The sequence below is a fragment of the Eubacterium sp. CAG:156 genome (assembly GCF_000434315.1).
Classification (GTDB): Bacteria; Bacillota; Clostridia; order Lachnospirales; family Lachnospiraceae; genus Eubacterium_U; species Eubacterium_U album.
The window spans coordinates 13,986-37,084 of sequence record NZ_FR878172.1 but is presented as its reverse complement, the minus strand read 5'-3'; the positions used below and the strand labels follow the sequence as shown (position 1 = coordinate 37,084).

The 23,099-nt window shown below is 32.7% G+C and carries 15 protein-coding genes; 11 read left to right on the top strand and 4 right to left on the bottom strand.

Annotated elements, in window-relative coordinates; translation table 11 throughout:
* Positions 1-108 precede the first annotated feature (108 nt).
* The 3 genes from ABMA45_RS08110 (at position 109) to ABMA45_RS08100 (ending at position 5,302) form a co-directional block, all read left to right on the top strand.
* Positions 109-2,199, top strand: a complete 2,091-nt coding sequence (locus ABMA45_RS08110; RefSeq protein ID WP_022089390.1) for an efflux RND transporter permease subunit — start codon at positions 109-111, stop codon at positions 2,197-2,199.
* Positions 2,200-2,209: 10 nt separating this feature from the next.
* Complete coding sequence (locus tag ABMA45_RS08105; protein WP_022089389.1) at positions 2,210-4,597, top strand: x-X-X-Leu-X-X-Gly heptad repeats; 2,388 nt, start codon at positions 2,210-2,212, stop codon at positions 4,595-4,597.
* Between the two features lie 123 nt (positions 4,598-4,720).
* Positions 4,721-5,302: a manganese efflux pump MntP gene (locus ABMA45_RS08100; protein ID WP_022089388.1), complete on the top strand. Its 582-nt coding sequence runs from the start codon at positions 4,721-4,723 to the stop codon at positions 5,300-5,302.
* Positions 5,303-5,510: 208 nt separating this feature from the next.
* Here ABMA45_RS08100 and ABMA45_RS08095 read toward each other — a convergent pair whose 3' ends face one another.
* Positions 5,511-6,227 carry a Pr6Pr family membrane protein gene (locus tag ABMA45_RS08095; protein WP_022089387.1) on the bottom strand — a complete coding sequence of 239 codons (717 nt, stop codon included), beginning with the start codon at positions 6,225-6,227 and terminating at the stop codon, positions 5,511-5,513.
* A 206-nt stretch (positions 6,228-6,433) separates the two neighbouring features.
* On the opposite strand from ABMA45_RS08095, the gene ABMA45_RS08090 reads away from it, so the two are divergent.
* From ABMA45_RS08090 to ABMA45_RS08060, 7 genes are all read left to right on the top strand, one after another.
* Positions 6,434-6,844, top strand: a complete 411-nt coding sequence (locus tag ABMA45_RS08090) for a GNAT family N-acetyltransferase (protein ID WP_022089386.1) — start codon at positions 6,434-6,436, stop codon at positions 6,842-6,844.
* 207 nt (positions 6,845-7,051) lie between these two features.
* A complete protein-coding gene (locus tag ABMA45_RS08085) occupies positions 7,052-7,705 on the top strand; it encodes a histidine phosphatase family protein (RefSeq protein ID WP_022089385.1) in 654 nt (217 codons plus the stop codon).
* Positions 7,706-7,719: 14 nt separating this feature from the next.
* Entirely contained in the window at positions 7,720-9,630 is a 1,911-nt protein-coding gene (locus ABMA45_RS08080) for a DNA gyrase/topoisomerase IV subunit B (RefSeq protein ID WP_022089384.1), read from the top strand.
* A 96-nt stretch (positions 9,631-9,726) separates the two neighbouring features.
* A complete protein-coding gene (locus ABMA45_RS08075; RefSeq protein ID WP_022089383.1) occupies positions 9,727-12,129 on the top strand; it encodes a DNA gyrase/topoisomerase IV subunit A in 2,403 nt (800 codons plus the stop codon).
* 30 nt (positions 12,130-12,159) lie between these two features.
* Positions 12,160-14,784 (top strand): Ig-like domain-containing protein, encoded by a 2,625-nt coding sequence (locus ABMA45_RS08070; RefSeq protein WP_022089382.1) that lies wholly within the window; start codon positions 12,160-12,162, stop codon positions 14,782-14,784.
* A 45-nt stretch (positions 14,785-14,829) separates the two neighbouring features.
* The gene (locus ABMA45_RS08065; protein ID WP_022089381.1) at positions 14,830-15,606 is read left to right on the top strand and encodes a Cof-type HAD-IIB family hydrolase; all 777 of its coding nucleotides are present in this window, start codon (positions 14,830-14,832) and stop codon (positions 15,604-15,606) included.
* Positions 15,607-15,627: 21 nt separating this feature from the next.
* On the top strand, positions 15,628-16,653 hold the full coding sequence (locus ABMA45_RS08060) for a peptidylprolyl isomerase (RefSeq protein ID WP_022089380.1): 1,026 nt from the start codon (positions 15,628-15,630) through the stop codon (positions 16,651-16,653).
* A 276-nt stretch (positions 16,654-16,929) separates the two neighbouring features.
* On the opposite strand, the gene ABMA45_RS08055 is transcribed toward ABMA45_RS08060, so the two are convergent.
* The 3 genes from ABMA45_RS08055 to ABMA45_RS08045 form a co-directional block, all read right to left on the bottom strand.
* On the bottom strand, positions 16,930-19,728 hold the full coding sequence (locus ABMA45_RS08055) for a YfhO family protein (protein ID WP_022089379.1): 2,799 nt from the start codon (positions 19,726-19,728) through the stop codon (positions 16,930-16,932).
* A gap of 74 nt (positions 19,729-19,802) precedes the next feature.
* Entirely contained in the window at positions 19,803-20,267 is a 465-nt protein-coding gene (locus ABMA45_RS08050; RefSeq protein WP_022089378.1) for a GtrA family protein, read from the bottom strand.
* Positions 20,268-20,454: 187 nt separating this feature from the next.
* Positions 20,455-21,681, bottom strand: coding sequence for an argininosuccinate synthase (locus tag ABMA45_RS08045; protein ID WP_022089377.1), 1,227 nt, complete (start codon positions 21,679-21,681; stop codon positions 20,455-20,457).
* A 316-nt stretch (positions 21,682-21,997) separates the two neighbouring features.
* Between ABMA45_RS08045 and argC the strand changes: the two genes are divergently transcribed.
* Entirely contained in the window at positions 21,998-23,038 is a 1,041-nt protein-coding gene (gene argC / locus ABMA45_RS08040; RefSeq protein ID WP_022089376.1) for an N-acetyl-gamma-glutamyl-phosphate reductase, read from the top strand.
* Positions 23,039-23,099: the final 61 nt, after the last annotated feature.

The following is a 23,099-nucleotide window of genomic DNA, read 5'->3' as shown; positions in this document are numbered from 1 at the left end:
ACAGATTTGTATATTTAAAAGAGACATGGAAAAAAGATTGAATATTTAAGTATTCGGTCTTTTTTTTTATACTGAGTGCAGAAAAATAAGAAAGGTGAAGTGATAAGAATGAAAAAATTCGGACAAAAAGTTGTTAAATACAGAGTATTGATATTTGTTATCAGTTTACTTTTATTAATACCTTCTGCATTTGGTTTTATAACAACAAGAATTAATTACGATATTTTATCCTATTTACCACAGGATATGGAAACTATGAAAGGACAGGATATTCTGTTAGATGAATTTGGAACAGGAGCCTTTTCTTTATGTGTAGTTGAAGGAATGGATGAAAAAGATATATCAGCAATGAGAAAGGACATGGAGAAAGTTGAACATGTAAAATCAGTTATCTGGTATGACTCAATTGCAGGTCTTACAGTTCCAATGGATGTTCTTCCAAATGATATCCGGGAATTTTTCAATAATAAAGATGCTGACAGCACATTAATGATTGTTTTATATGATTCATCAATGTCTTCAGATGAAACAATGGATGCAGTAAAAGAATTAAGAAAAGTTGCATCTAAAGATTGTTATATAAGTGGTATGTCGTCTGTAGTTACAGATATTAAAGATTTGGTAATGCATGAAATTCCAATTTATGTAATTATCGCAGCAATCCTTTCACTTATAATTTTACAGTTAACAATGGATTCAGCAGCAGCACCATTATTCTTCTTACTTGGAATTGGTATGGCAATTGTTTATAACCTTGGTACAAATTTCATTCAAGGTGAAATGTCATATTTAACAGAAGCGTTAACAGCAGTACTTCAGTTGGCTGTTACAATGGACTACTCAATTTTCCTATGGCACAGTTATGAAGCACAGTGTGAAAAGACGCCGGATGATCATAATACGGCTATGGCAAATGCAATTAGTGAAACACTTGCTTCAGTAACAGGAAGTTCAATAACAACAATTGCCGGATTTATTGCATTATGCTTTATGACATTTACATTAGGTTTAGACCTTGGTGTGGTAATGGCAAAAGGTGTAGTATTCGGTGTAATTGGATGTGTAACAATTTTACCATCAATGCTTTTAATCTTTGATAAATTTGTTCAGAAGACAAGACATAAACCAATTATCCCTGATGTAGGTAGAATTGGTAAGACAGTTATTAAGAGAAGAGCTATTTGCATAATTATTTTCTTAATATTATTAGTACCTGCAGTATTTGGTTACAAGAACAACAAAGTATACTACGATTTAGTTGGTTCATTACCAAAGACACTTCCAAGTATTACAGCAAATACTAAGATGGATGAACAGTATGCAATGGGTGCAACTCATATCGCAATGGTAGACAGCAGTCTTTCACAGGCAGATGCAAATAAGATGATTAATCAGATGAAAGACTTAGATGGAGTTAAAACAGTATTAGGTATTGATTCAATATTAAGTCCGTCAATACCAAGAGATATCATTCCAAAGAATCTCTCAGAAGATTTGATTAATGATAAATATGAACTTTTATTAATTAGTTCTGAATATGCGGTGGCTTCAGATGAAGTAAATGAACAGTGTATTCAGTTGGAAAAAATAATAAAGAGTTATGACAAGCATGGAATGTTAATAGGTGAAGCACCTTGTACTAAAGACTTAATTGAAACAACAGATACCGATTTTAAAGTAGTTAATGCACTTTCAATTGCAATGGTATTTGTAATTATATTATTCGTATTTAAATCAATTTCATTACCATTCATTTTGGTAGCAGTTATTGAAGCGGCTATTTGTATGAATATGGGTATTTCGTATTACACAGGAACAACATTGCCATTCATTGCATCAATCGTAATTGGTACAATTCAGTTAGGTGCAACAGTTGACTATGCAATTCTTATGACAACAAAGTATAAGAATGGAAGATACTCAGGATTAGGTAAGAAGGAAGCCATTACAAAGGCACTTACAGAATCCATGCAGTCAATTATAGTTAGTGCTTTAAGTTTCTTCGCAGCTACATTCGGTGTAGGTATGTATTCTAATATCGATATGATTAGTTCATTATGTAACTTAATGGCAAGAGGAGCAATCATAAGTATGATAGTAGTTATATTTGTTTTACCGTCATTATTTATGATATTTGATAAATTAATAATTAAAACAAGTAAAGGTTTCATTAACAAAGAGTTAGTTTCAAATAAGTAGGAGGTTCGCTATGAGAAAATCAAATTTAATTAGTAAGAAGTTTATAATAAGAACAATCGCATGTGCAATGACAGTTGTTGTTGCAGGTGCATCAACATATGGATATACAACATTTGCAAATCCGGAGGATGTTTCTACAGAAGAAACTCAGACAGATGTAAATAGTGATGACAAGAGCGAGTTAGAAGATGCAATTGATAATGTTATCTCAGTTTCAGAAAAAGAAATAGGCAAAGATGAAACAGTATATGTAATTGCTGATAACACAGGTAAAGCTACAAGCACAATCGTAAGTGATCATTTGAAAAATGCAGCAGGAGAAGATGTTATTGTAGATAAATCTGATTTGAAAGATATTAAGAATGTAAATGGAGATGAAACATTTACAAAAGATGGCGAAAACATCAAATGGGAAGCAAAAGGAAATGATATTTATTATCAGGGAACTACAGAAAAAGAAACTCCTGTTAATGTTAAAATAACATATTATTTAGATGGAAAAGAAATGACAGCAGATGAAATCGCCGGAAAGAGTGGAAAAGTTACTGTAAGATTTGATTACACAAATAACGAAAAAGTTAAAGCAGACATAAATGGAGCAGAAGAAGAAATTTATGTACCGTTTATCGCAGTTTCAGGAATGATATTAAATGATGATTTCCAGAATGTAGATGTTAAGAATGGTAAGGTAATTTCTGATGGTAAGAATCAGATTGTAGTTGGTATGGCAATGCCTGGAATGAAAGACAATCTTGATTTAAGTGATGATGAAGTTGAAATTCCTGATTATGTAGAAATGACAGCAGATGTTGAAAACTTCAGTCTCGATATGACAATGACAGTTGCTTTATGTAATGAAGGATTTGACATTAGCGATATTGACTTATCAGATTTAGATGAAAAAGTTGATGAAATCGATGATGCAGCTGGAAAATTGCAGGATGGTTCAAGTGATTTAGCTGAAGGACTTGATACATTAAATAACAATATGCCTGAATTTAAGTCAGGAATGGTTACACTTAAAAATGGTATTGCAACATATACAGGCGGTGTAAGTCAGGTAAGTTCAGGAATTAATACATTATATAAATCTTCAGGAAAACTTGTAAAAGGCATGAAGTCAGTTAAAAAAGCTGTAGATGCTATTTATACAAACTTTGGAACAAAAGAAAATTCAAAGACAATCCGTGGTGGTGCTAAAGCACTTGCAGATGGAAGTAAGACATTAAATGAAGGTGTTAATAAGTTATCAACAGGTGCAGATACATTAGCTACAGGAAGTAATACTGTAAGCACTAACATGGAAACATTAAGCAATGGTGTAACAACAATTGCAGGTCAGGTTTCAATATTAAATACTTCAATGACAGATTTGAAGAATGGAGCATTGAAAGTAAGCGCAGGTGTTGATGAAGTAGCTGACACAATTAACGGACTTGGAAACACAATCGCAGAGCAGGAAAAAGGAATTTATACAAAATTAGCTAAAGCCGGAGTTAAGTCATACGATGAGGCTGACAAAGCATTAAAAGATGCTAAGAAACTTCAGACTGCAATTCTTACAGCAATTGCAGCAGATACTTATACAGGACTTGATGCTTATGGTGTTACAGATGCAAAGAGTGCAGCAAAGGTTCTTACAAAAACAACAGAAAATGTTAATTCTTTATCAGAAGCTGTAGCTTCATTGAAAGTTATGGATGAAGTAGCAGACAATGTTTCAGCTAAGAAAGAAGATTTAAAAGAATTACAGGATGGTGCTAAAGAATTGGCAACAGGAGCCGGAAAAGCTGCAACAGGTGTAAATACATTGGATACTACAATGACAAGCGTAGCAAGCAGCACAAAGCAGTTAGCAGCCGGAGCAAAATCAGTATCTGAAGGTGCAAGCCAGATTAAATCAGGTTTATCATCAGTTGTATCAGGAAGCTCAGACTTAAAAGATGGTGCAAAATCATTAGATTCAGGAATTGAAACTTTATATGAAAAAGCTATTTCTCCACTTTACACAGGTGTAGGAACATTAAATGATAGCATGCCAACATTAAAGTCAGGTGTTAAGAAGTTAAAAACAGGTAGTGACAAATTAGTTGCAAACAATGATACTCTTAACAAAGGTGCAAAACAGTTAAATGAAGCAACAACAACTGTTAGTGATGGCGTAAGTAAGTTAGATGATGGTGCAAATGAACTTAAAGATGGAATGAAAGAATTCAATGATGAAGCAATTCAGAAACTTATTTCATCATACAACGGAGATGTTAAGAAGTTAGTTAACAGAATAAACGCAACTTCAAGAGCAGCTCAGGATTATACAACATTTACTAAGACAGCAGATGGAGTAAACAGCAACGTTAAGTTCATTATTAAGACTGATGGAGTTTCAGCTGATAAATAATAAAAATAAAGCACATAATATGTTATGTGAATAACATTAGGTTTAGTTAGTTGTGAAAATAAATTGATATAAAATCAATTGATATTCAACCTCAAATTAAAGCAGATAAAAGGGAGGGGTTGTGTGACTTGGATTGAAAATGTAATGATTATATTTGGTATATCCTTTGAAGTATTTGCAATCATGGAGTGTAATGGCTCCATGGTGGCAAATATTAAAAAAAGCAGACTTACTATAATTGGAGTAATTCTTTCGTTGCTTCAGCTTGTAATGCTTGGAGTAGGATATATAATTTCAAGACTTTTAATTAACATAGTAACAACAACCGACGAAGTAGTTATTGGACACATTTTGGCAATTGCTATATTTGTATTGCTAGGAATAAGGTTAATTATTAAGGCACTAAAGAATGATATAATCAATGAAAAATTAGAAGAGAAAATGGAAATAAAAAAATACATTCTTCCATTGGTGGTAATTGGAGGATATACAATAACTACAGGTATTGCAGCAGGATTTTGTAATACGAATCCTTTGAATTTAGGAATTTTAGTAGTGGTTGTAACATGGGTTGCTTCATATGCAGGAATGTATACAGGATACAGAGCAGGATTTGAACAAAAAACAAAGGCTTATATAGCAGGTGGAGCATTGTTGATTATCGTTGGAATTGACATGGCAATCAGATGCTTTGTATTAGGTTAGAAATTGAAAAATAAACTTAATAAGAAAACCGAAAGTGGTATGAAAACCGACTTTCAGAAAAAAAGTATAAAAATAGTGCTTTGCTGGAAAAGTGAAGCACTATTTTTTGTTCTTTGTCAAGAATGGGGGTAACCCAAGTTAATAACAAGTCTGCAAATTACATTCACAGCCTGGTATTTGTTTGCGTGCAAAATAAGTGAAAGCTGGATTATAACTTTCGATTTTGAAGTATACACATAATTTTTTCAATTCCGATAATCAAATATCCAATAGACAAAATAATAAAAAGTATAATTATTGAAAAAATTGTTACCCGCTCATATCCAAGTTTATTTATATCAAGAAAAAAATAAGGAGCCTCATTTAAATGAAAATATGAAGAAGCAGGCACCTGATAGAGTCTTACAAATGTAAAAATAAGATAAACAAAAGGATATAAAGCCCAGATGAAGGGAGCATTTAATTTCTGCAATCCCTTAGGGGCGAAAAGAAGCCAGTCTATAACATAAAAAAGCGGAAGCAGATAATGAGCGAATAAATCTTTTATAGGAAGATTTAAGATGTTATTTATAAGCAGAGGATATTTGTAATTAGCAACCATATAGTGAAATATGAAAAATGTTAAGATTATTGACATAAGGCTCATTCCTTTAAATAAAACAAAAAAATGTGAGTATTCTTTTAAAGCAGTATATTTTTCCGAAAAAGAAATACGGTTATAAATCATTTTGATAATATTTAAAAGTAATATAATAAAACAGAATAAATTAGAAAGTACGGTAAAGTATCCAAAAAATCTAAATGTATTTGGTAAATCATCAATATCAATATGTAAATATAAAGAAAATGATGCTATTCCTAAAACGAATAATTTGAAAATCAGGGAAAAACTAAAAGAATTTATAAAAGCATATCTGTTTTTCATATCTGTAATTACCTCCACAAAAATAATCTACAAAATGGGTTTACAAAATAATCTGCATAAAAATAGTGTGGGCAAAATGAAAAATAATAATCATGAAAATAAAGCAAAAACAAAGCAAAAAATAAAATTTCTTGAAGTGAATTGGCAGATAAAGTATAATGTATTAGTTAAAGTGGGCAGAATATGTGATTGAATAGAGGAACAAGATGGTACTTAAAGAAAATGTTTTAGATGTAGATACATATTTGATGTTAAGGGGAAAAGTTAAATGGAAACCATTGACTAAAGAACAGGCTGAAAAAGCATTGGAAAACAGTTTATATACAGTTGTTGCATATGAAAATGGCAAACCGGTAGGAATGGGAAGAGTCGTGGGAGATGGAGCAGTTATATGTTATGTACAGGATCTGATTGTAGTACCGGAATATCAGGGAAGTGGTATAGGATACAGACTATTACAAAATATAAAAGAATTTGTTTTAGAATTAAAGATTCCCGGTACGGAAATGATGTTTGATTTAATGTGTGCAAAGGGAAGAGAACATTTTTATAAAAAATGTGGATTTATAGAAAGACCAACGGACAAATTAGGCCCTGGAATGATTCAATACCTGTGATACCAGGGTTATAATTCCATAAACCACATGAGCTTGCTCAAATGTGGTTTATGGAATTCATGACCCGTCCCAACATGAGCATAAAAGTGGAATGAAATCCCACGATATGCGAATGTTGGTCAGATTGCGAGAGTGTGAAGCACGAAGCAATCTGAAGGTATCATATATATGTAAAAAAAGGAAAGATTTAGATAAGGCAGGTGTGATATGAATATTTATTTAATTAGACATGGCAGACAGAACAGTAAATTATGTAATGTTGATGTGGAATTGTCCGATGAAGGTAGAGAGCAGGCGCACTTGGTAGGAAAGCGTTTAGCTAAATATGGAATTGAAGCTGTGTATTCAAGCAATTTAATTAGAGCGAAGGAAACAGCAGATATAATAAATGAATATGTTAAGAAACCAAGATTTGTTGATGAAAGATTAAGGGAAGCAGAGTTTGGTGATTTAACAGGACTTGAAAACAGTGTCCTTAAAGAAAGATATAAGGATTTTCTCGCAGAGCGTTCAAAGATGGAAAAGGATATGGCATATCCCGGTGGTGAAAATTGTGAAATGGTATTTAACAGAGTTTTTGAAGCGATAGATGAGATAGCACATAAAGATTATGAAAATGTAGTGGTAGTAACTCATGGAGGTGCTATAAGGGCATTACTTACAGGCATAGTTAAGGCTGATTATGCTAAGTGGCTTACATTTGGCAGACAACTTGAAAATTGTAGTATATCTGAGATTATGTATGATAAAGATTTGGGAACATATCATATCGAGAGACTTAACGATTATGCTCATTTTGAAGATGAAGACAGATTATTAAGAAAACATTTTGGCAATGGATTTTTGAATCCAAATAAGTAATCAAGGAGTTAGTAATGGCAAAAAGTAATTACGACGGTAATAGTATTGCAGTATTAGAAGGGTTAGAAGCGGTTAGAAGAAGACCCGGAATGTACATAGGAAGTGTTGGAACAAAAGGGCTTAATCATTTGATTTATGAAATTGTTGACAACTCAGTTGATGAACATTTAGCAGGATATTGTAATGAAATAAAAGTAACATTGGAAAAAGACGGTAGTGCTACTATTAGTGATAATGGTCGAGGCATTCCGGTTGATATAAATGATAAGACAGGGCGTCCTGCAGTTGAAGTAGTATTTACAGTACTTCATGCCGGAGGAAAGTTTGGAGACGGAGGTTATAAGATTTCCGGTGGTCTCCATGGTGTTGGTGCATCAGTTGTAAATGCGCTTTCAGTATGGTTAGAGGTAAATGTTAAAAGAGACGGAAAAGTTTATAATCAAAGATATGAGCGTGGGAAAATAATGTATCCTTTGAAAGAAGTAGGAACATGTAGAAAAAATGACACAGGTTCAACAGTACAGTTTTACCCGGATGGCGAAATATTTGAAAAAACTTATTTTAAAGCAGATGCAATTAAAAGCAGATTACATGAAACAGCATATTTAAATCCAAATCTTACAATTATATTTGAAAATAAAAGAGTTGCAGAAGAAGAAGTAATTACTTACCATGAGCCTGATGGAATTTGTGCGTATGTTGCAGAATTAAATAAAGAAAAAGAAAAGGTTCATGATGTAATTTATTTCAAAAAGACTGTTGATGGGATTGAAATGGAAGTAGCATTTCAGTTTGTAAATGAATTTTCTGAAAATATTTTAGGATTTTGTAACAATATTTACACACAGGAAGGTGGAACACATCTTACAGGATTTAAATCAAAATTTACAATGGTAATAAATCAGTATGCAAGGGAATTAGGAATATTAAAGGAAAAGGATGCTAATTTTACAGGGGCAGACGTTAGAAACGGTATGACGGCAGTTGTGGCAGTTAAGCACCCTGAACCAAGATTTGAAGGACAGACAAAGACAAAATTAGATAATCCTGATGCCGGAAAAGTTGCTGCTGAAATTACAGGTGAAGAATTGGTATTGTATTTTGACAGAAATGTTGAAGTGCTTAAAAATGTTATTGCATGTGCTGAAAAATCAGCAAAAATCCGTAAGCAGGAAGAAAAAACAAAAACAAATATGCTTACAAAGACAAAGTTTTCAATAGACAGTAATGGAAAACTTGCTAACTGTGAAAGCAGAAAAGCAGAAGAATGTGAGATATTTATTGTCGAAGGAGATTCTGCCGGTGGTTCAGCAAAAAGCGCAAGAAAGCGTAGAACACAGGCAATTTTACCTATAAGAGGAAAAATCTTAAATGTTGAGAAAGCTTCTATCGACAAAGTTCTTGCAAATGCAGAAATTAAGACAATGATTAATGCGTTTGGATGTGGATTTTCTGAAGGTTATGGAAATGATTTTGATATAGAAAAATTAAAGTTTAACAAGATTATTTTAATGACGGATGCCGATGTTGACGGAGCTCATATCGATACATTGTTATTAACATTTTTCTATAGATTTATGCCTGAATTAATTACGCATGGACATGTTTATTTAGCAACACCGCCATTATATAAGGTTGTACCTAAAAAGGGAAAAGGTCAGTATTTATATGATGACAAGGCTTTAGAAAAATACAGAAAAGATCATAAAGGATTTACGCTTCAAAGATATAAAGGCTTAGGAGAAATGGATGCAGACCAGTTGTGGGAAACTACACTTAATCCTGAAACGAGAATTTTGAAGCAGGTAGAAATAGAAGATGCAAGATTAGCATCAGAAGTAACAGAAATGCTTATGGGAAATAACGTAGGACCTAGAAGGGACTTCATTTACGAACATGCGACAGATGCAGAATTAGATATATAAGCATTTAGGAAACAAAATGAATTTATTTTCTATAGATGTTTCCGATTACCAACCCCATCGTAGAGAGGGACAATACATATTATATAGGAGTAACATATGTCAGAACAGATAGTGAAAACAGAATATTCTGAGGTAATGCAAAAATCATACATAGATTATGCTATGAGCGTAATTTGTGCCAGAGCACTTCCTGACGCAAGAGATGGACTTAAGCCGGTACAGAGAAGAGTTTTGTACGCCATGGAACAGTTAGGACTTAACTATGATAAACCACATCGTAAATCAGCACGTATAGTTGGTGAAGCAATGGGTAAATATCATCCACATGGTGATAGCTCAATTTATGAAACATTAGTTGTAATGTCTCAGGATTTTAAAAAGGGAATGGCTTTAGTAGACGGGCACGGAAACTTCGGCTCAATTGAAGGAGACGGAGCTGCCGCAATGCGTTATACGGAAGCAAAATTAAAGAAATTTACACAGGATGTATATTTAGCAGACTTAGATAAAGATGTTGTTGATTTCATGCCTAACTTCGATGAAATGGAAAAAGAACCTGTAGTTCTTCCGGTAAAAGTTCCTAACATTTTAGTTAACGGAGCAGAAGGTATTGCCGTTGGTATGGCAACAAATATACCTACTCATAATTTAGGTGAAGTAATAGATGCAGTTATCGCATATATGGAGAATAATGACATTTCAACAGAAGAATTACTGGAAATAATGCCGGGACCGGATTTCCCAACAGGAGGAATTGTAGCCAACAAATCTGAGTTGGCAGACATTTATAAGACAGGAAACGGTAAATTAAAATTACGTGGAAAGCTTGAATTTGAAAAAGGTAAAGGAAAAGAGAAAGACAAGCTTGTAATAACAGAAATTCCTTACACAATGATAGGTGCTAATATTAGTAAATTTATATCAGACGTTATTTCACTTGTGGAAAATAAAAAAACAAATGATATTGTTGATATTTCAAATGCATCAGATAAAAATGGTATAAGAATAGTACTTGAACTTAAAAAAGGAGCAGATGTAGAAAAACTTACAAATATGCTATATAAAAAGACAAGGCTTGAAGATACATTTGGTGTAAATATGCTTGCCATAGCTGATGGAAGACCGGAAGTTATGGGGCTTAAATCAATAATTAAGTATAATGTGGATTTTCAGTATGAAATAACTACTAGAAAATATACAACAATGCTTAATAAGGCTTTAGAACAAAAAGAAATAAAAGAAGGTCTTATAAGAGCAACAAATATTATTGATTTGATTATTGAAATTATCAGAGGAAGTCAGCAGTTAAAACAGGCAAAGGAGTGTCTTGTAAATGGAAATACTGAAGGCATTAAATTTAAGAATCCTGAATCAGAACTGTTAGCAGCTAATCTTAATTTTACAGAAAAGCAGGCACAGGCAATTCTTGATTTAAGACTTGCTAAATTAATAGGTTTAGAAGTTCTTGCATTGCAGAAAGAATATGAAGATTTAGTAAATAAAATTGCTAAATACGAGGATATTCTTCACAGCAGACGTTCCATGACAAAAGTAATCAAGAAAGATTTGCTTGCAATCAAGAAAGAATATGGTCAGCCAAGAAGAACTGTTATTGAAGATGGAAAAGAAGCTGTATTTGATGATAATAAGATAATTGAGCAGGAAGTAGTATTTGTAATGGATAAATTTGGTTATGCCAAATTAATTGACCAGGCCACATTTGACAGAAACAGAGAAGCGGTAATTAAAGAAAACAAATATTATTTTAATTGCATGAATACAGACAAGGTGTGCATTTTTACAGACAATGGAAACATGCATCAGATAAAGATAATAAAAATGCCGATTAAAAAATTTAGGGATAAAGGTGTTCCAATAGATAATCTTGGAAATTACAGTAGTGCAGGAGAAAGCATTGTGGCATTATTTAGTGCTTCAATGATTAAAGATAAGAAATTATTGTTTACTACTAAAAAAGGTATGATGAAGCTTGTTGATGGCAGTGAATTTGAGACAACAAGAAATACAATTGCAGCTACAAAGCTTGGGGAAGATGACAGTCTTGTAGGAGTTCAGATTACAAGAATTACTTCAAAGCCTGTCGAGGATGAAGAGTATGAAATGCCGATTGCATTAACAGGAGGTTCAGATGACGAATTTATGCCTATGGATGATGTTCAGTTAGAAATGAATTTTGATACACCTTCGCAAATGGATAGTGCAGGAAATAATACAGAACTTCAGTATACAAGGGAAATATTAGTTCTTCAGACGGAAAATGGGGTATTTTTAAGATTTCCACTTAAGGAGATTCCTGAAAAGAAGAAAACTGCAGTTGGTGTAAGAGGAATTAAATTAAATGCAGATGATTGTGTAAGTAATGTTTATCTGTTAGATGTAGGAGACAATGATGTTGTTGAATACAAGGGAAAGAAAGTTGAACTTAGAAAACTTAAAACAGGAAGAAGAGATACGAAAGGTGTTAAAGTCCGAATATAAATAAGGACTTAGGAGAAAAGAGGGATACACTTGAAAAGTAAAATTTTTACAAAAATAGCAAAGAATATACAGGTTACAATTTTAGCAATTGCAATTATCGTAAGTAGCATACAGTTTAGTGGAGTTACGGAAGTCAAAGCAGATGACGCAACATTTGAGGCGAGCATAAGTGGATTTCCGGAAAGTTACAAGCCGTATTTAAGACAGTTACATGCAACATATCCTAACTGGACATTTCAGCCTTTTAATACAGGAATTGATTTTGGAACAGCAGTAGATAATGAAGCATCTAATGACAGAAGTCTTACACATACAAACTATTCAGAGTTTTTACAGAGCAATGCTTCAGGTGACTATAATACAGCTACAGGAAAATATATTGCAAAAGATGGAAGTACATGGGTAACAGCTTCTAAAAATGCAGTAGCATACTTTATGGATCCAAGAAATTTTCTTAACGATACATATGTTTTTATGTTTGAAAATTTAGCATATGATGCAGCTAATCAGACACAGGCAGGCGTTGAGGCAATACTTACAGGTTCATTTATGGCTAATACAAATATAGCTTACCTTGATGCAAATGGAACATATATTCCAACGGCAGAAAGCTATTCATCAAAGATATTGCAGGCGGCTCAGACTTCAGGTGCAAGTGCATATTATATTGCTTCAAAAATATTACAGGAAGTAGGTTCAGGTAGAAACGGAACTTATGCAGGAATGGGAGCAAGTGGAAGTGTATCCGGAAATTATTCAACATCATATAAAGGAATTTATAATTTCTATAATATAGGTGCAAGTACAAGTTCACAGCCCATTTTAAACGGTTTAAAATGGGCTTCAAACGCAAAGAATGGATATGGTACACCTTGGAATACTCCGGGAGCTTCAATAATAGGTGGAGCACAATATATAGCTGAAAAGTATATCAATGTAGGACAGAATACAACATATTTGCAGAAGTTTAATGTAACAGCTAAAAATACATATAAACATCAGTACATGACAAATATATTTGGCTGTGCATCAGAGACAGGAACTACAGCAAAAGCTTATGATACATTGGGAATTAAAAGTAATCAGCGTCATTTTATAATTCCTGTATACAACAATATGCCTGGAGATAATACAACTGTTACAATGGGCAAATCAGGAGATAAGACAGGTGTTATTACATCAAATGTAAATCTTAGACAGGGCCCAAGTACCGGATATAGTTCATTAACTAAATTAAGTAAAGATGATGTCGTTACAATAAAAGAAAACGTGCTTACAGACAGAAATTATTCAGTAAGCTGGTTAAGTAATCCATATTGGACCAAAGTTGATGTAGTAAAAAACGGAGTTTCTTATACAGGATATGTTTCAACAGAATATGTTACACCTGAAGTTGAAAATAATTTGATTACAGGTACAACAGTAAGTGTTAAGGCAACTACATCAAATCCTAATGAAAAAGTAATTTACCGTTCAGACAATCCTGCTGTAGCAACAGTTGATGATGCAGGAAATATTACCGCTGTAGGTGATGGAACAACTACAATAAGAGCATTTGCAGTAAGTGGTAATTTTGCAACATATACAATACAAGTATTCACAAAAGGATGTGTATTAGATAAGACAAAGGCAACAATTGGTATAGGCAAGAAAGTAAAATTAAATGCAACAGTATATCCTGCTGATGCACCGGATAAGACAGTAACATGGACTTCAAGTAACACGTTAGTAGCTAAAGTTTCAAAAACAGGAAAAGTAAAAGGTGTTGGAGTAGGAAAAGCCACAATATCTGCGACTGCAACAGCTATAGGTGGAGCTGTAGGTACTTGTGAAATTAAAGTTATACGTCCGGTAACAGGAGTAAAACTTAACAAAACAAAGAAGACTTTAAGAGTGGGAAAAACATATACTTTAAAAGCAACGGTGATTCCTGAGGATGCTACTAATAAAAATGTAAAATGGAAATCAGATAACACGGCTGTAGCTAAAGTTAAAAAGGGAGTGGTAACAGCAGTAGCTCCGGGAACAGCAACAATTACAGTTACCACTAACAATGGTAAAAAGACAGCAACGGCATTGATAACTGTTATTTCAGGTCGGATTGGCTTTAAGTCAGTTGCTTCATATAATCAGAACACAATTAAACTGACATGGAATGCGGCAACGAATGTAAGTGGATATATTATTTACAGAAGAAATAGTGCAGGTAAATATAAACAGATTGCTAAAGTGCCGGCTTCCGTAACATCATATAAAGATAAAAAACTTGTTACAGGAAACACATATAGCTACAAAATAAGAACTTATACTGTTAGTGGTGGAAAAACACATAAATCATCATTCTCAGCAGCAGCATCTGCAAAAGTAGTTCCAAAGAGGGTAAAATCTGTATCCGCAATGGCGTTGCAGGGAAATAGTGCTGTAGTAAGATGGAAGAGAGATAAATGGGTTACAGGATATCAGGTATACAAAAAGTCAAACATCCAGTTAAAATATAGAAGAGTAAGAACAACAAAGAAAAATACTGTTGTAAAATTTACTGATGATAAAGCAGTTTCCGGCTATACATATTATTACAAAGTAAGAAGTTACAAGGTAGTTTATGGGAAAAAAGTATATGGAAAATATTCTAAGGTTGTATCTTTGAGCAAATAGCAGTAATATGTAGTAATAAAATAAAAGGAATTGAAAGAGAAAACAATGATAAAGTTAGTTGTAAGCGATGTAGATGGAACATTAATAAAACCGGGAGAGACAAGAATAAGTGAGAAAACATTGTCTCTTTTGGGTGAATTAAAGGAAAAAGGAGTTTTGTTTGCGGTAGCATCAGGGAGAGACTATGATGCTATCAGACCCCTTTTTGGAAAGATAAAAAATGACATTATTTATATCACTAATAATGGTGGAGTTGTTATGTATCAGGGGAAAGTCTTATGTAAGACACCTATAGATAAAATGCTTAGCGTAACAATAATGAATGAAATGCAGAAGAAAAGAGACTGCAGAGTTCTTTTAGCAGGAGAAACAGGATCTTATGTAAGCACATATGATACTGATTTTACAAGATATCTTGCAGAGCATGGATTTTCCACAGAAAATGTAAAGGACTTTAAGGAAGTTAAAGAACCTATTACAAAAATCTCCATATATGCAAAATATGGACTTACAGAGGAATTTTATGAATCAATAGTTGACAGATGGGGTGATAAAATAAAAATCGCCATATCAGGCAATAATTGGGTAGATTTAACTGATGAATATGTGAATAAGGGAAATGCACTTGCAGTTGTACAGCATATATTCGAAGTTACTTCAGAAGATACAGTAACATTTGGAGATAATTATAATGATGTTGAAATGTTTGAACGTTCTTATTATAGTTATGCAATGCAACATTCTCCTTCAGATATAAGAAAGTGTGCAAAGCATATAACTCCTGATGTTGACTCTATATTAGAAGATATTTTGAGAATGTAATTGAAAGGTAGGGTATCAGTTATGATAAAGAAAAAAGTTATTGCCTTAGGCATTAGTATGGTAATGGCAACAACAGTTCTTAGTGGATGTGGTTTAAAAAGCGATACTCCTGTAGTCGGAGATTTGTTTGGACTTAAAAGTGATGAGGCATTTGTAGTAGACAAATTAATATGCTCGGTGTCGGAAGCAAAATTAATAATACTTAACAGTGCAAATAAATACAAAAATGACTTTGGAGGAATTGTTGACTGGAGCCAGAAACTTGAGAAGACTACACTTGGTGATTTTGTAAAAGACGAAGTAAAGAATGATATATCAATCACATACACAATGGCAGCTTTAGCTGATAAGAATAATGTAACAATAGATGATGCAGAAAAGACTTCAATAGCTGCAGCAGCAAAAGAGTATTATAATAGTCTTACAGATGAAGAAAAGGATTATACAACGGCAACAGAAGAGACAGTTGAAACATTATTTACAAATTATTACAAGGCAAAGAAAGCTTATAATACATTGACAGCTAATGTAGGAGAAGAGATAAGCGATGAAGAAGCCAGAGTAATTAAAGTTCAGTATATTCATATCGATACTACAAAGACGAAAACAAATAAAGCAACTAAACAGTTAGAGGAAGTAATAAGTCTTGTTAATGGTGGATATCAGACATTTGCAAAAGAAGCAAAGCAGTATAGTGATGATGAATTAGTAACAAAAACAATAAAGAAAAATGAGGCAACACAGGATTATGAAATTGCCGCATTTGATTTAGCAAATGAAGAAATGAGTTCAATAATTACTCAGGATGACGGATTATATCTGGTATATTGTGAAAACAGTTATTTAAAAGATGAGACAGCACAGAATAAGAGTGCAATTATTGAAAGTACTAAGAATTCTGCATTTAGTAAGGTATATGACAATTATATTAGCGACGTAAAGAGTGATTTTAATACATCTGCATGGGATGATATAGCACTTCCTGATGGAGAAAATATGGTTAGCACAAATATAATGGATGTGTTTGATACTATTGCAGCTGAATAATATAATTTGAATTATTTAAGATTGGGATTGTGAGTGTACATGACACAAAAAATCCGTAAGTATCCAAACTGGGGTTTTTGACCCAACATATATTTAATTTAATAATAAAAAAAAAGAACTGAAAATGATACGTTAATGTCAAGCAGACAAAATATCATTTTCAGTTCTTTTTTTATATTGTTATGAATGAAATATAATACATTGATATATATTCGTATTAGTATATATTCATATCTATGCTTATTATTAATTCTAATTCATAAATCTTTTATTTGATTAATGCTCAGAAGCTTTAGGATTATTATCTGTAGCATTGTTTTCAGAAGTTATTTCTTTCTGTTTATTTTTATTACTATTTGTATTTATACTTTCATTTTTAATTTTAGAATTATTACTTTTGGCATTATCTTTTTTGCTCTTGCTGCCATTGCCGTTTATAGATTCTTTCTTTATTAATGCAATTAATTTTTTCTTAAATATAAGAGCTAAAAGAATTAACAATGATACAAGTGAAATAAGTATTCCGTAAACAAATCCACTAGGTGTATATTTAAATGTAACGGAGTGTGTTCCCTGTGATACATAAACACCCATTAATGAGCCGGAACATATAGCAATAGGTTTTACTTTGTTCCCGTCAACATATACTGACCAACCTTTGTCATATGGGATTGAAGTGTAAAGTAATCCGCTTGATGCAGCAGTTACAGAACCTTCAATTTTAGTATCTTTAAATGATTCGATAGTGTATGGCTGAGAATTTAATAATTCATAATCAACAGCCCATGCATCACTGTCAAAAGCATAACCATAGCATTCGGAAATTGCAGAACCATCTCCGGCTGTAATTGTAATTGTGCTTCCTTTCTCAACGGTACCGATATGGCAGATATAATTCTGCTGAGTTGATGAGAAAGATTGTGATGTTGTAACACCATCAGGTGTAGTAATATTGGCATTTAAAGTTTCAGCAGGTGTAGGACAGTAGAAATATACATCCAAACTTGACGGTGTGACAGTTGGAATATTATTATCTGTTCCGTCGCTTGGAGCAAATTCTGCAGTAAATGAAGCTGTACTGTCTGACTGAATTTTATGGAATATTGTACTGCCACCGCTAATAGCTGTAGTTACAAAACTGTTTTGAATTGTAAATGGGTCACTACCTGATAAATCCCATTCAGACATTGTACTTGAGTTAATTACAAATCCAAGAGGAAGACTCTTTTCATATTTATAAATATTAAGTGTTGTCTGATTATTTCCATCAGCCATATAACTTGCTGATGATAAAAGTGAACTTTCTGAAGGGAAAGAAGTATCACCGGTAGAGTATTCATATCTTAATGAGAATAAAGCTGCTGTAAGTGGAGTAATTCCATATGATGAATAAGCGTTAAATGATGTCTGTAATCCGATAGAAGTAAAGTAATCCTGAATAGCTGCGGATGATACAGATGAGAAAGTAGAAATACTATTGTATTTGAACAATGCTCCATCATTACGTGTTCTATGTGATAACTGTTCACTTCTATAGAACTTAACTCCATCAGCGTCAGCATCTTTCTTTGCAGCTTCATTTAACTGCTTGAAGGCTTCGTTACTTTCAACATAAGCATCCCTGTTAGAAGTACTTGGAATACCTGTAATAGTAAAATTAAGTATCAATTCTATGAAAATAATAGATCCAATTAAATAGGAAATTATAAATGATTTGTTCTCATGATATTTATACAATGCAATAAGTACAACGTAAATAACAAGGAATAATAAACTTGTGTAAATTATTTTTGTAATGTCTGTTGTTATTACTAAATCACTGAAAAAGTCAGCATTCTTGAACAATTCTTCTAATACAAGAATTAATAAAGCAGAGCCTGCAAAAGTAGCGGCTAAATGTTTTCCATTTATTTCTCTTATATGTAAAAATGCTTCATATGCCATAGTTACAATAAGAAAAATGTAAATAAATGATTCTCTACATGGAAGGCTGTTTGGAAAATGGAATCCATGCCATATGTAGTTTGGAATATTAAAACTAAAGCTTAAAAGGAAAATTAAAGCTAAAGCTGTTTTGCCAATTCGCTCTTTGATATTAATTTTTTTGCAGATTACAAATAATGGAACCAAAATAAATACTATGATAGAACAGTAGATATTAGGGTCATGTGGATACTTTAAATCTGCAACCGGAATTGCAAATAACGATCTGAATAACATATATAATACTGAAAAATATTCTTCAAGTTTTTCAGGAAAACTTGAGTCAGCAGATTTTGTTGTTAAAAGGTTAAAATATTCAGGAAGAACAACGCATGCTGCAAGTCCACCTGCTAATAATGAATATAAAGCAAAATCTTTAATTGCAATAAGGTGAGATTTAACTTTATTTATTTCTTCATCAAAATTACGAACTAATGATAAGTAAATGAAGTATAAAACACTGTAAATACATAACATAATTGCTATATAGTAATTAGAAAAAATTGTTAAAGCAAGAGAAATGCAGTACATTTTACATTTTCCTTCATTAACAAGTCTTTCAAGTCCAAGCATAATAAATGGAAGAAGGAACATACAGTCAAGCCACATAATGTTCCAACTAAAAGCTGCAAAATATGCTGATAAAGCATAAAGCATACTAAATATCACAACGCTTAAGTCTTTATTACCAAATCTTTTTGAAAGATAGTATGCAGCTGAAAAACCGGCAAGTCCCATTTTAGCAATAATAAAGAAACTTACTGCATCTGAAATTGTTCCCGGTAAAAATAAAACTAAGAGATTGAACGGACTTGCAAGATAGTAAGCCGCAAGAGCTACAAAGTTCATACCACCACCAATTTCCCAGGTATAAAGAAGGCTGCCACCGGAAGATAATTTTTCTTTTAAAATATCTAAGTAAGGTGCATACTGATGATAACAGTCACTACGAAGGTACATTTGGTCTCCAAAAGGATAGACATCCTTAAAGTAGTAAACAAATAACATTGAAATTACAGGCAAAATAAAAGCAAGCAAATATAACTTGTTTTCATCGAACCATTTTGAGATTGAAAAATTTTTCTTGTTCATTTTTATTCTCCTTAAACATCCTCAATTCATTATATATTAATGTAAACACGAACCGATATAAATATAAGTCCGCTTTACTTAAAAATAAATAATTTACTTATTATGTAATTGATAATTACCGTTAAAACCATGGCAAATATCTTAGTACGATATATATTGAAAGCCGCAAACTGTGCTATTAATAACATTACTTCAGTCATGATAAGGGTGGCAAATCTTGCACACACAAATTTATTAAAGGAATGTAAAACATCCTTAATATTATCAAAACCCATTTTAAAAACCCATCGTCTGTTAGTCGAGAATGAAAATATCACGGCACACAACCATGACAATGCATTTGAAAACATAACGTTTATTCCAAGAACAGACAAAAATGCATAAACACAATAATCTATAATAGCTGTAAATACGCCAAAAAAGACGTATGATATCATTTCATAACTTAAAAGACCATATAGAAACTGCCTTATTTCGGGATTTTTTATATGGCACAAAATAGCCTTGCGGATAACAATAATTGAATCTTTTACTTTCATAATTTATTATCCTTTTTATTATCTTTTATCTGTAAAATCGGGTGATTGGTAAAAAGTAATAAAATCACCGTAATAACTAACAATAATAATAGTTAAACACAAAGACCATTTTACTATAAAATGTAAAAAAAGGAAAGACAAAAAGCCTGACAATCAATCTATTGTCAGGCTTTTAAATTTTAATTAATTATTTATTGTTATTTTTTTCTAATTCCTGCATTTTCATAGCTCTTACTTTTAATGGTAAGCCAAATAAAGTAATAAATCCGTCAGCGTCATGATGGTCATATAAATCACCTGTTGTAAATGATGCAAGACTTTCATTATATAATGAATATGGAGAAGTTGTTCCGGCTTTAATAATGTTTCCTTTGTAAAGTTTGAATTTAACTTCACCTGTAACATATTCCTGAGTTGATTCAACAAATGCCTGAACTGCTTCACGAAGAGGAGTAAACCATTTTCCTTCGTATACAATCTGAGCTAACTTGTTGCCCATATCTTTCTTTGTTTCCATTGTAGCACGGTCAAGAACTAATTCTTCAAGCTGTCTGTGAGCTTCCATAAGAATTGTTCCACCTGGAGTTTCATAAACACCACGTGATTTCATACCAACTACACGATTTTCAACGATATCGATAATTCCAATTCCGTGCTTTCCACCAAGACGGTTTAATTCACGAATGATGTCAGAAACTTTCATCTGCTTTCCGTTAACTGAAGTAGGAACACCCTTTTCAAATGTCATTGTAACATATTCAGGTTCATCAGGTGCCTTTTCAGGAGAAACACCTAAAACTAAAAGATGTTCATAGTTTGGCTCATTTGCAGGATCTTCTAATTCTAAGCCTTCATGGCTGATGTGCCATAAGTTTCTGTCACGGCTGTAACTTTGATCTGTACCAAATGGAAGGTCAATTCCATGAGCTTTACAATATTCAATTTCAGCTTCACGAGAATCCATTTTCCACTTATCATCTCTCCAAGGAGCAATAATCTTAATGTCAGGAGCTAAAGCTTTGATACTAAGCTCGAAACGAATCTGGTCATTACCTTTACCTGTAGCACCGTGGCAAATAGCAACAGCACCTTCTTTTCTTGCAATTTCAACTAATCTCTTTGCAATGCCCGGACGAGCCATTGAAGTACCTAATAAGTACTTGTTTTCATATACGGCGTCAGCCTGAACGCAAGGAACAATATAGTCATCGCAAAATTCATCTGTAATGTCTTCTATATATAATTTAGTAGCACCTGAATATTTGGCTCTTTCTTCAAGACCATCTAATTCTTCACCCTGTCCACAGTCTACACAACAGCAAACTACATCATAATTATAATTTTCTTTTAACCAAGGGATGATAGCAGTAGTATCAAGTCCACCTGAGTATGCTAAAACAACTTTCTCTTTCATGTGATTCCTCCATTAATATTTTTACTATCTGATACTATACAACAATGATGTATAAAATGCAAGATAAAATTAAAAATGAGCTGTCTTATGCAAAATTTAAAGAATATATTGCATAATATACATAAAAGATGTATACTGAACCACGGACAAAAGAAAGAGAAATTAATAAATTTATATCTTTAATAAGAAAAGATAGGATTACAGTAACCAATCTTTGACATATATAAAGGAAAGGATTAAAATAAAAGTTACGGCAATTAAATAGGTAATTATAGAATTTAGTTAGTTTTTTACCGAATAAATAGAGGAGGCTGTTATGATAAAAGTAGGAATCATAGGTGCTACAGGATATGCGGGAGTAGAAATAGTAAGATTGCTTCAGCAGCATAAAGATGCAGAGGTTGTATGGTATGGCTCAAGAAGCTATATAGATAAGAAATATGCAGACGTATTTGCGAATATGTTTGAGATAGTTGATGAAAAATGTCTGGATGACAATATAGAAGAGTTGGCAGATAAAGTAGATGTAATATTTACAGCAACACCACAGGGATTATGTTCATCATTAGTTAATGAAGAAATATTAAATAAGGTAAAGATTATAGATTTAAGTGCAGACTTCCGAATTAAGGATGTTGCTACTTATGAAAAATGGTACAAGATAGAACACAAAAGTCCTGAATTTATAGATGAAGCTGTTTATGGATTATGTGAAATAAATAGGGAAAAGACAAAGGGAGCAAGATTGATTGCAAATCCGGGATGTTACACTACATGTAGCATTTTGTCAATATATCCTATGGTAAAAGAAGGATTAATTGATCCAAAATCAATTATTATAGATGCTAAATCAGGAACGTCAGGAGCAGGAAGAGGAGCAAAAGTTCCAAACTTATTTTGCGAAGTAAATGAAAACATAAAAGCTTATGGTGTAGGAACACACAGACACACACCTGAAATAGAAGAGCAGTTAGGATATGCTGCAGGCGAAGAAGTGCTTATAAACTTCACACCACACTTAGTACCAATGCAGAGAGGAATATTAGTAACTGCATACGCAAATCTCAAAAAAGAAGTTACATATGAAGAAGTAAAAGCAGTTTACGATAAATATTATAAAAAAGAACAGTTTATAAGAGTATTAGAAAACGAAACACCACCTGAAACAAGATGGGTAGAAGGAAGCAATTATGTAGATGTAAGCTTCAAAATAGATGAAAGAACAGGACGAATCATAATGATGGGAGCCCTTGACAACCTCATAAAAGGAGCAGCAGGCCAGGCAGTCCAAAACATGAATATAATATTTGGATTACCTGAAAACGAAGGCTTACAACAAGTACCAATGTTCCCATAAGTACAACTTATCGCCATTCTACTAACCATACAAAACATATTGGGCAAGCTAGCTTGCAAAC

What these genes read in the sequence shown, in the direction of transcription:
- ABMA45_RS08110 (WP_022089390.1), top strand. Translation starts at nt 109, where the DNA reads ATGAAAAAATTCGGACAAAAAGTTGTTAAATACAGAGTATTGATATTT.
- ABMA45_RS08105 (WP_022089389.1), top strand. Translation starts at nt 2,210, where the DNA reads ATGAGAAAATCAAATTTAATTAGTAAGAAGTTTATAATAAGAACAATC.
- ABMA45_RS08095 (WP_022089387.1), bottom strand. Translation starts at nt 6,227, where the DNA reads ATGAAAAACAGATATGCTTTTATAAATTCTTTTAGTTTTTCCCTGATT.
- ABMA45_RS08090 (WP_022089386.1), top strand. Translation starts at nt 6,434, where the DNA reads ATGGTACTTAAAGAAAATGTTTTAGATGTAGATACATATTTGATGTTA.
- ABMA45_RS08085 (WP_022089385.1), top strand. Translation starts at nt 7,052, where the DNA reads ATGAATATTTATTTAATTAGACATGGCAGACAGAACAGTAAATTATGT.
- ABMA45_RS08080 (WP_022089384.1), top strand. Translation starts at nt 7,720, where the DNA reads ATGGCAAAAAGTAATTACGACGGTAATAGTATTGCAGTATTAGAAGGG.
- ABMA45_RS08075 (WP_022089383.1), top strand. Translation starts at nt 9,727, where the DNA reads ATGTCAGAACAGATAGTGAAAACAGAATATTCTGAGGTAATGCAAAAA.
- ABMA45_RS08065 (WP_022089381.1), top strand. Translation starts at nt 14,830, where the DNA reads ATGATAAAGTTAGTTGTAAGCGATGTAGATGGAACATTAATAAAACCG.
- ABMA45_RS08060 (WP_022089380.1), top strand. Translation starts at nt 15,628, where the DNA reads ATGATAAAGAAAAAAGTTATTGCCTTAGGCATTAGTATGGTAATGGCA.
- ABMA45_RS08055 (WP_022089379.1), bottom strand. Translation starts at nt 19,728, where the DNA reads ATGAACAAGAAAAATTTTTCAATCTCAAAATGGTTCGATGAAAACAAG.
- ABMA45_RS08050 (WP_022089378.1), bottom strand. Translation starts at nt 20,267, where the DNA reads ATGAAAGTAAAAGATTCAATTATTGTTATCCGCAAGGCTATTTTGTGC.
- ABMA45_RS08045 (WP_022089377.1), bottom strand. Translation starts at nt 21,681, where the DNA reads ATGAAAGAGAAAGTTGTTTTAGCATACTCAGGTGGACTTGATACTACT.
- argC (WP_022089376.1), top strand. Translation starts at nt 21,998, where the DNA reads ATGATAAAAGTAGGAATCATAGGTGCTACAGGATATGCGGGAGTAGAA.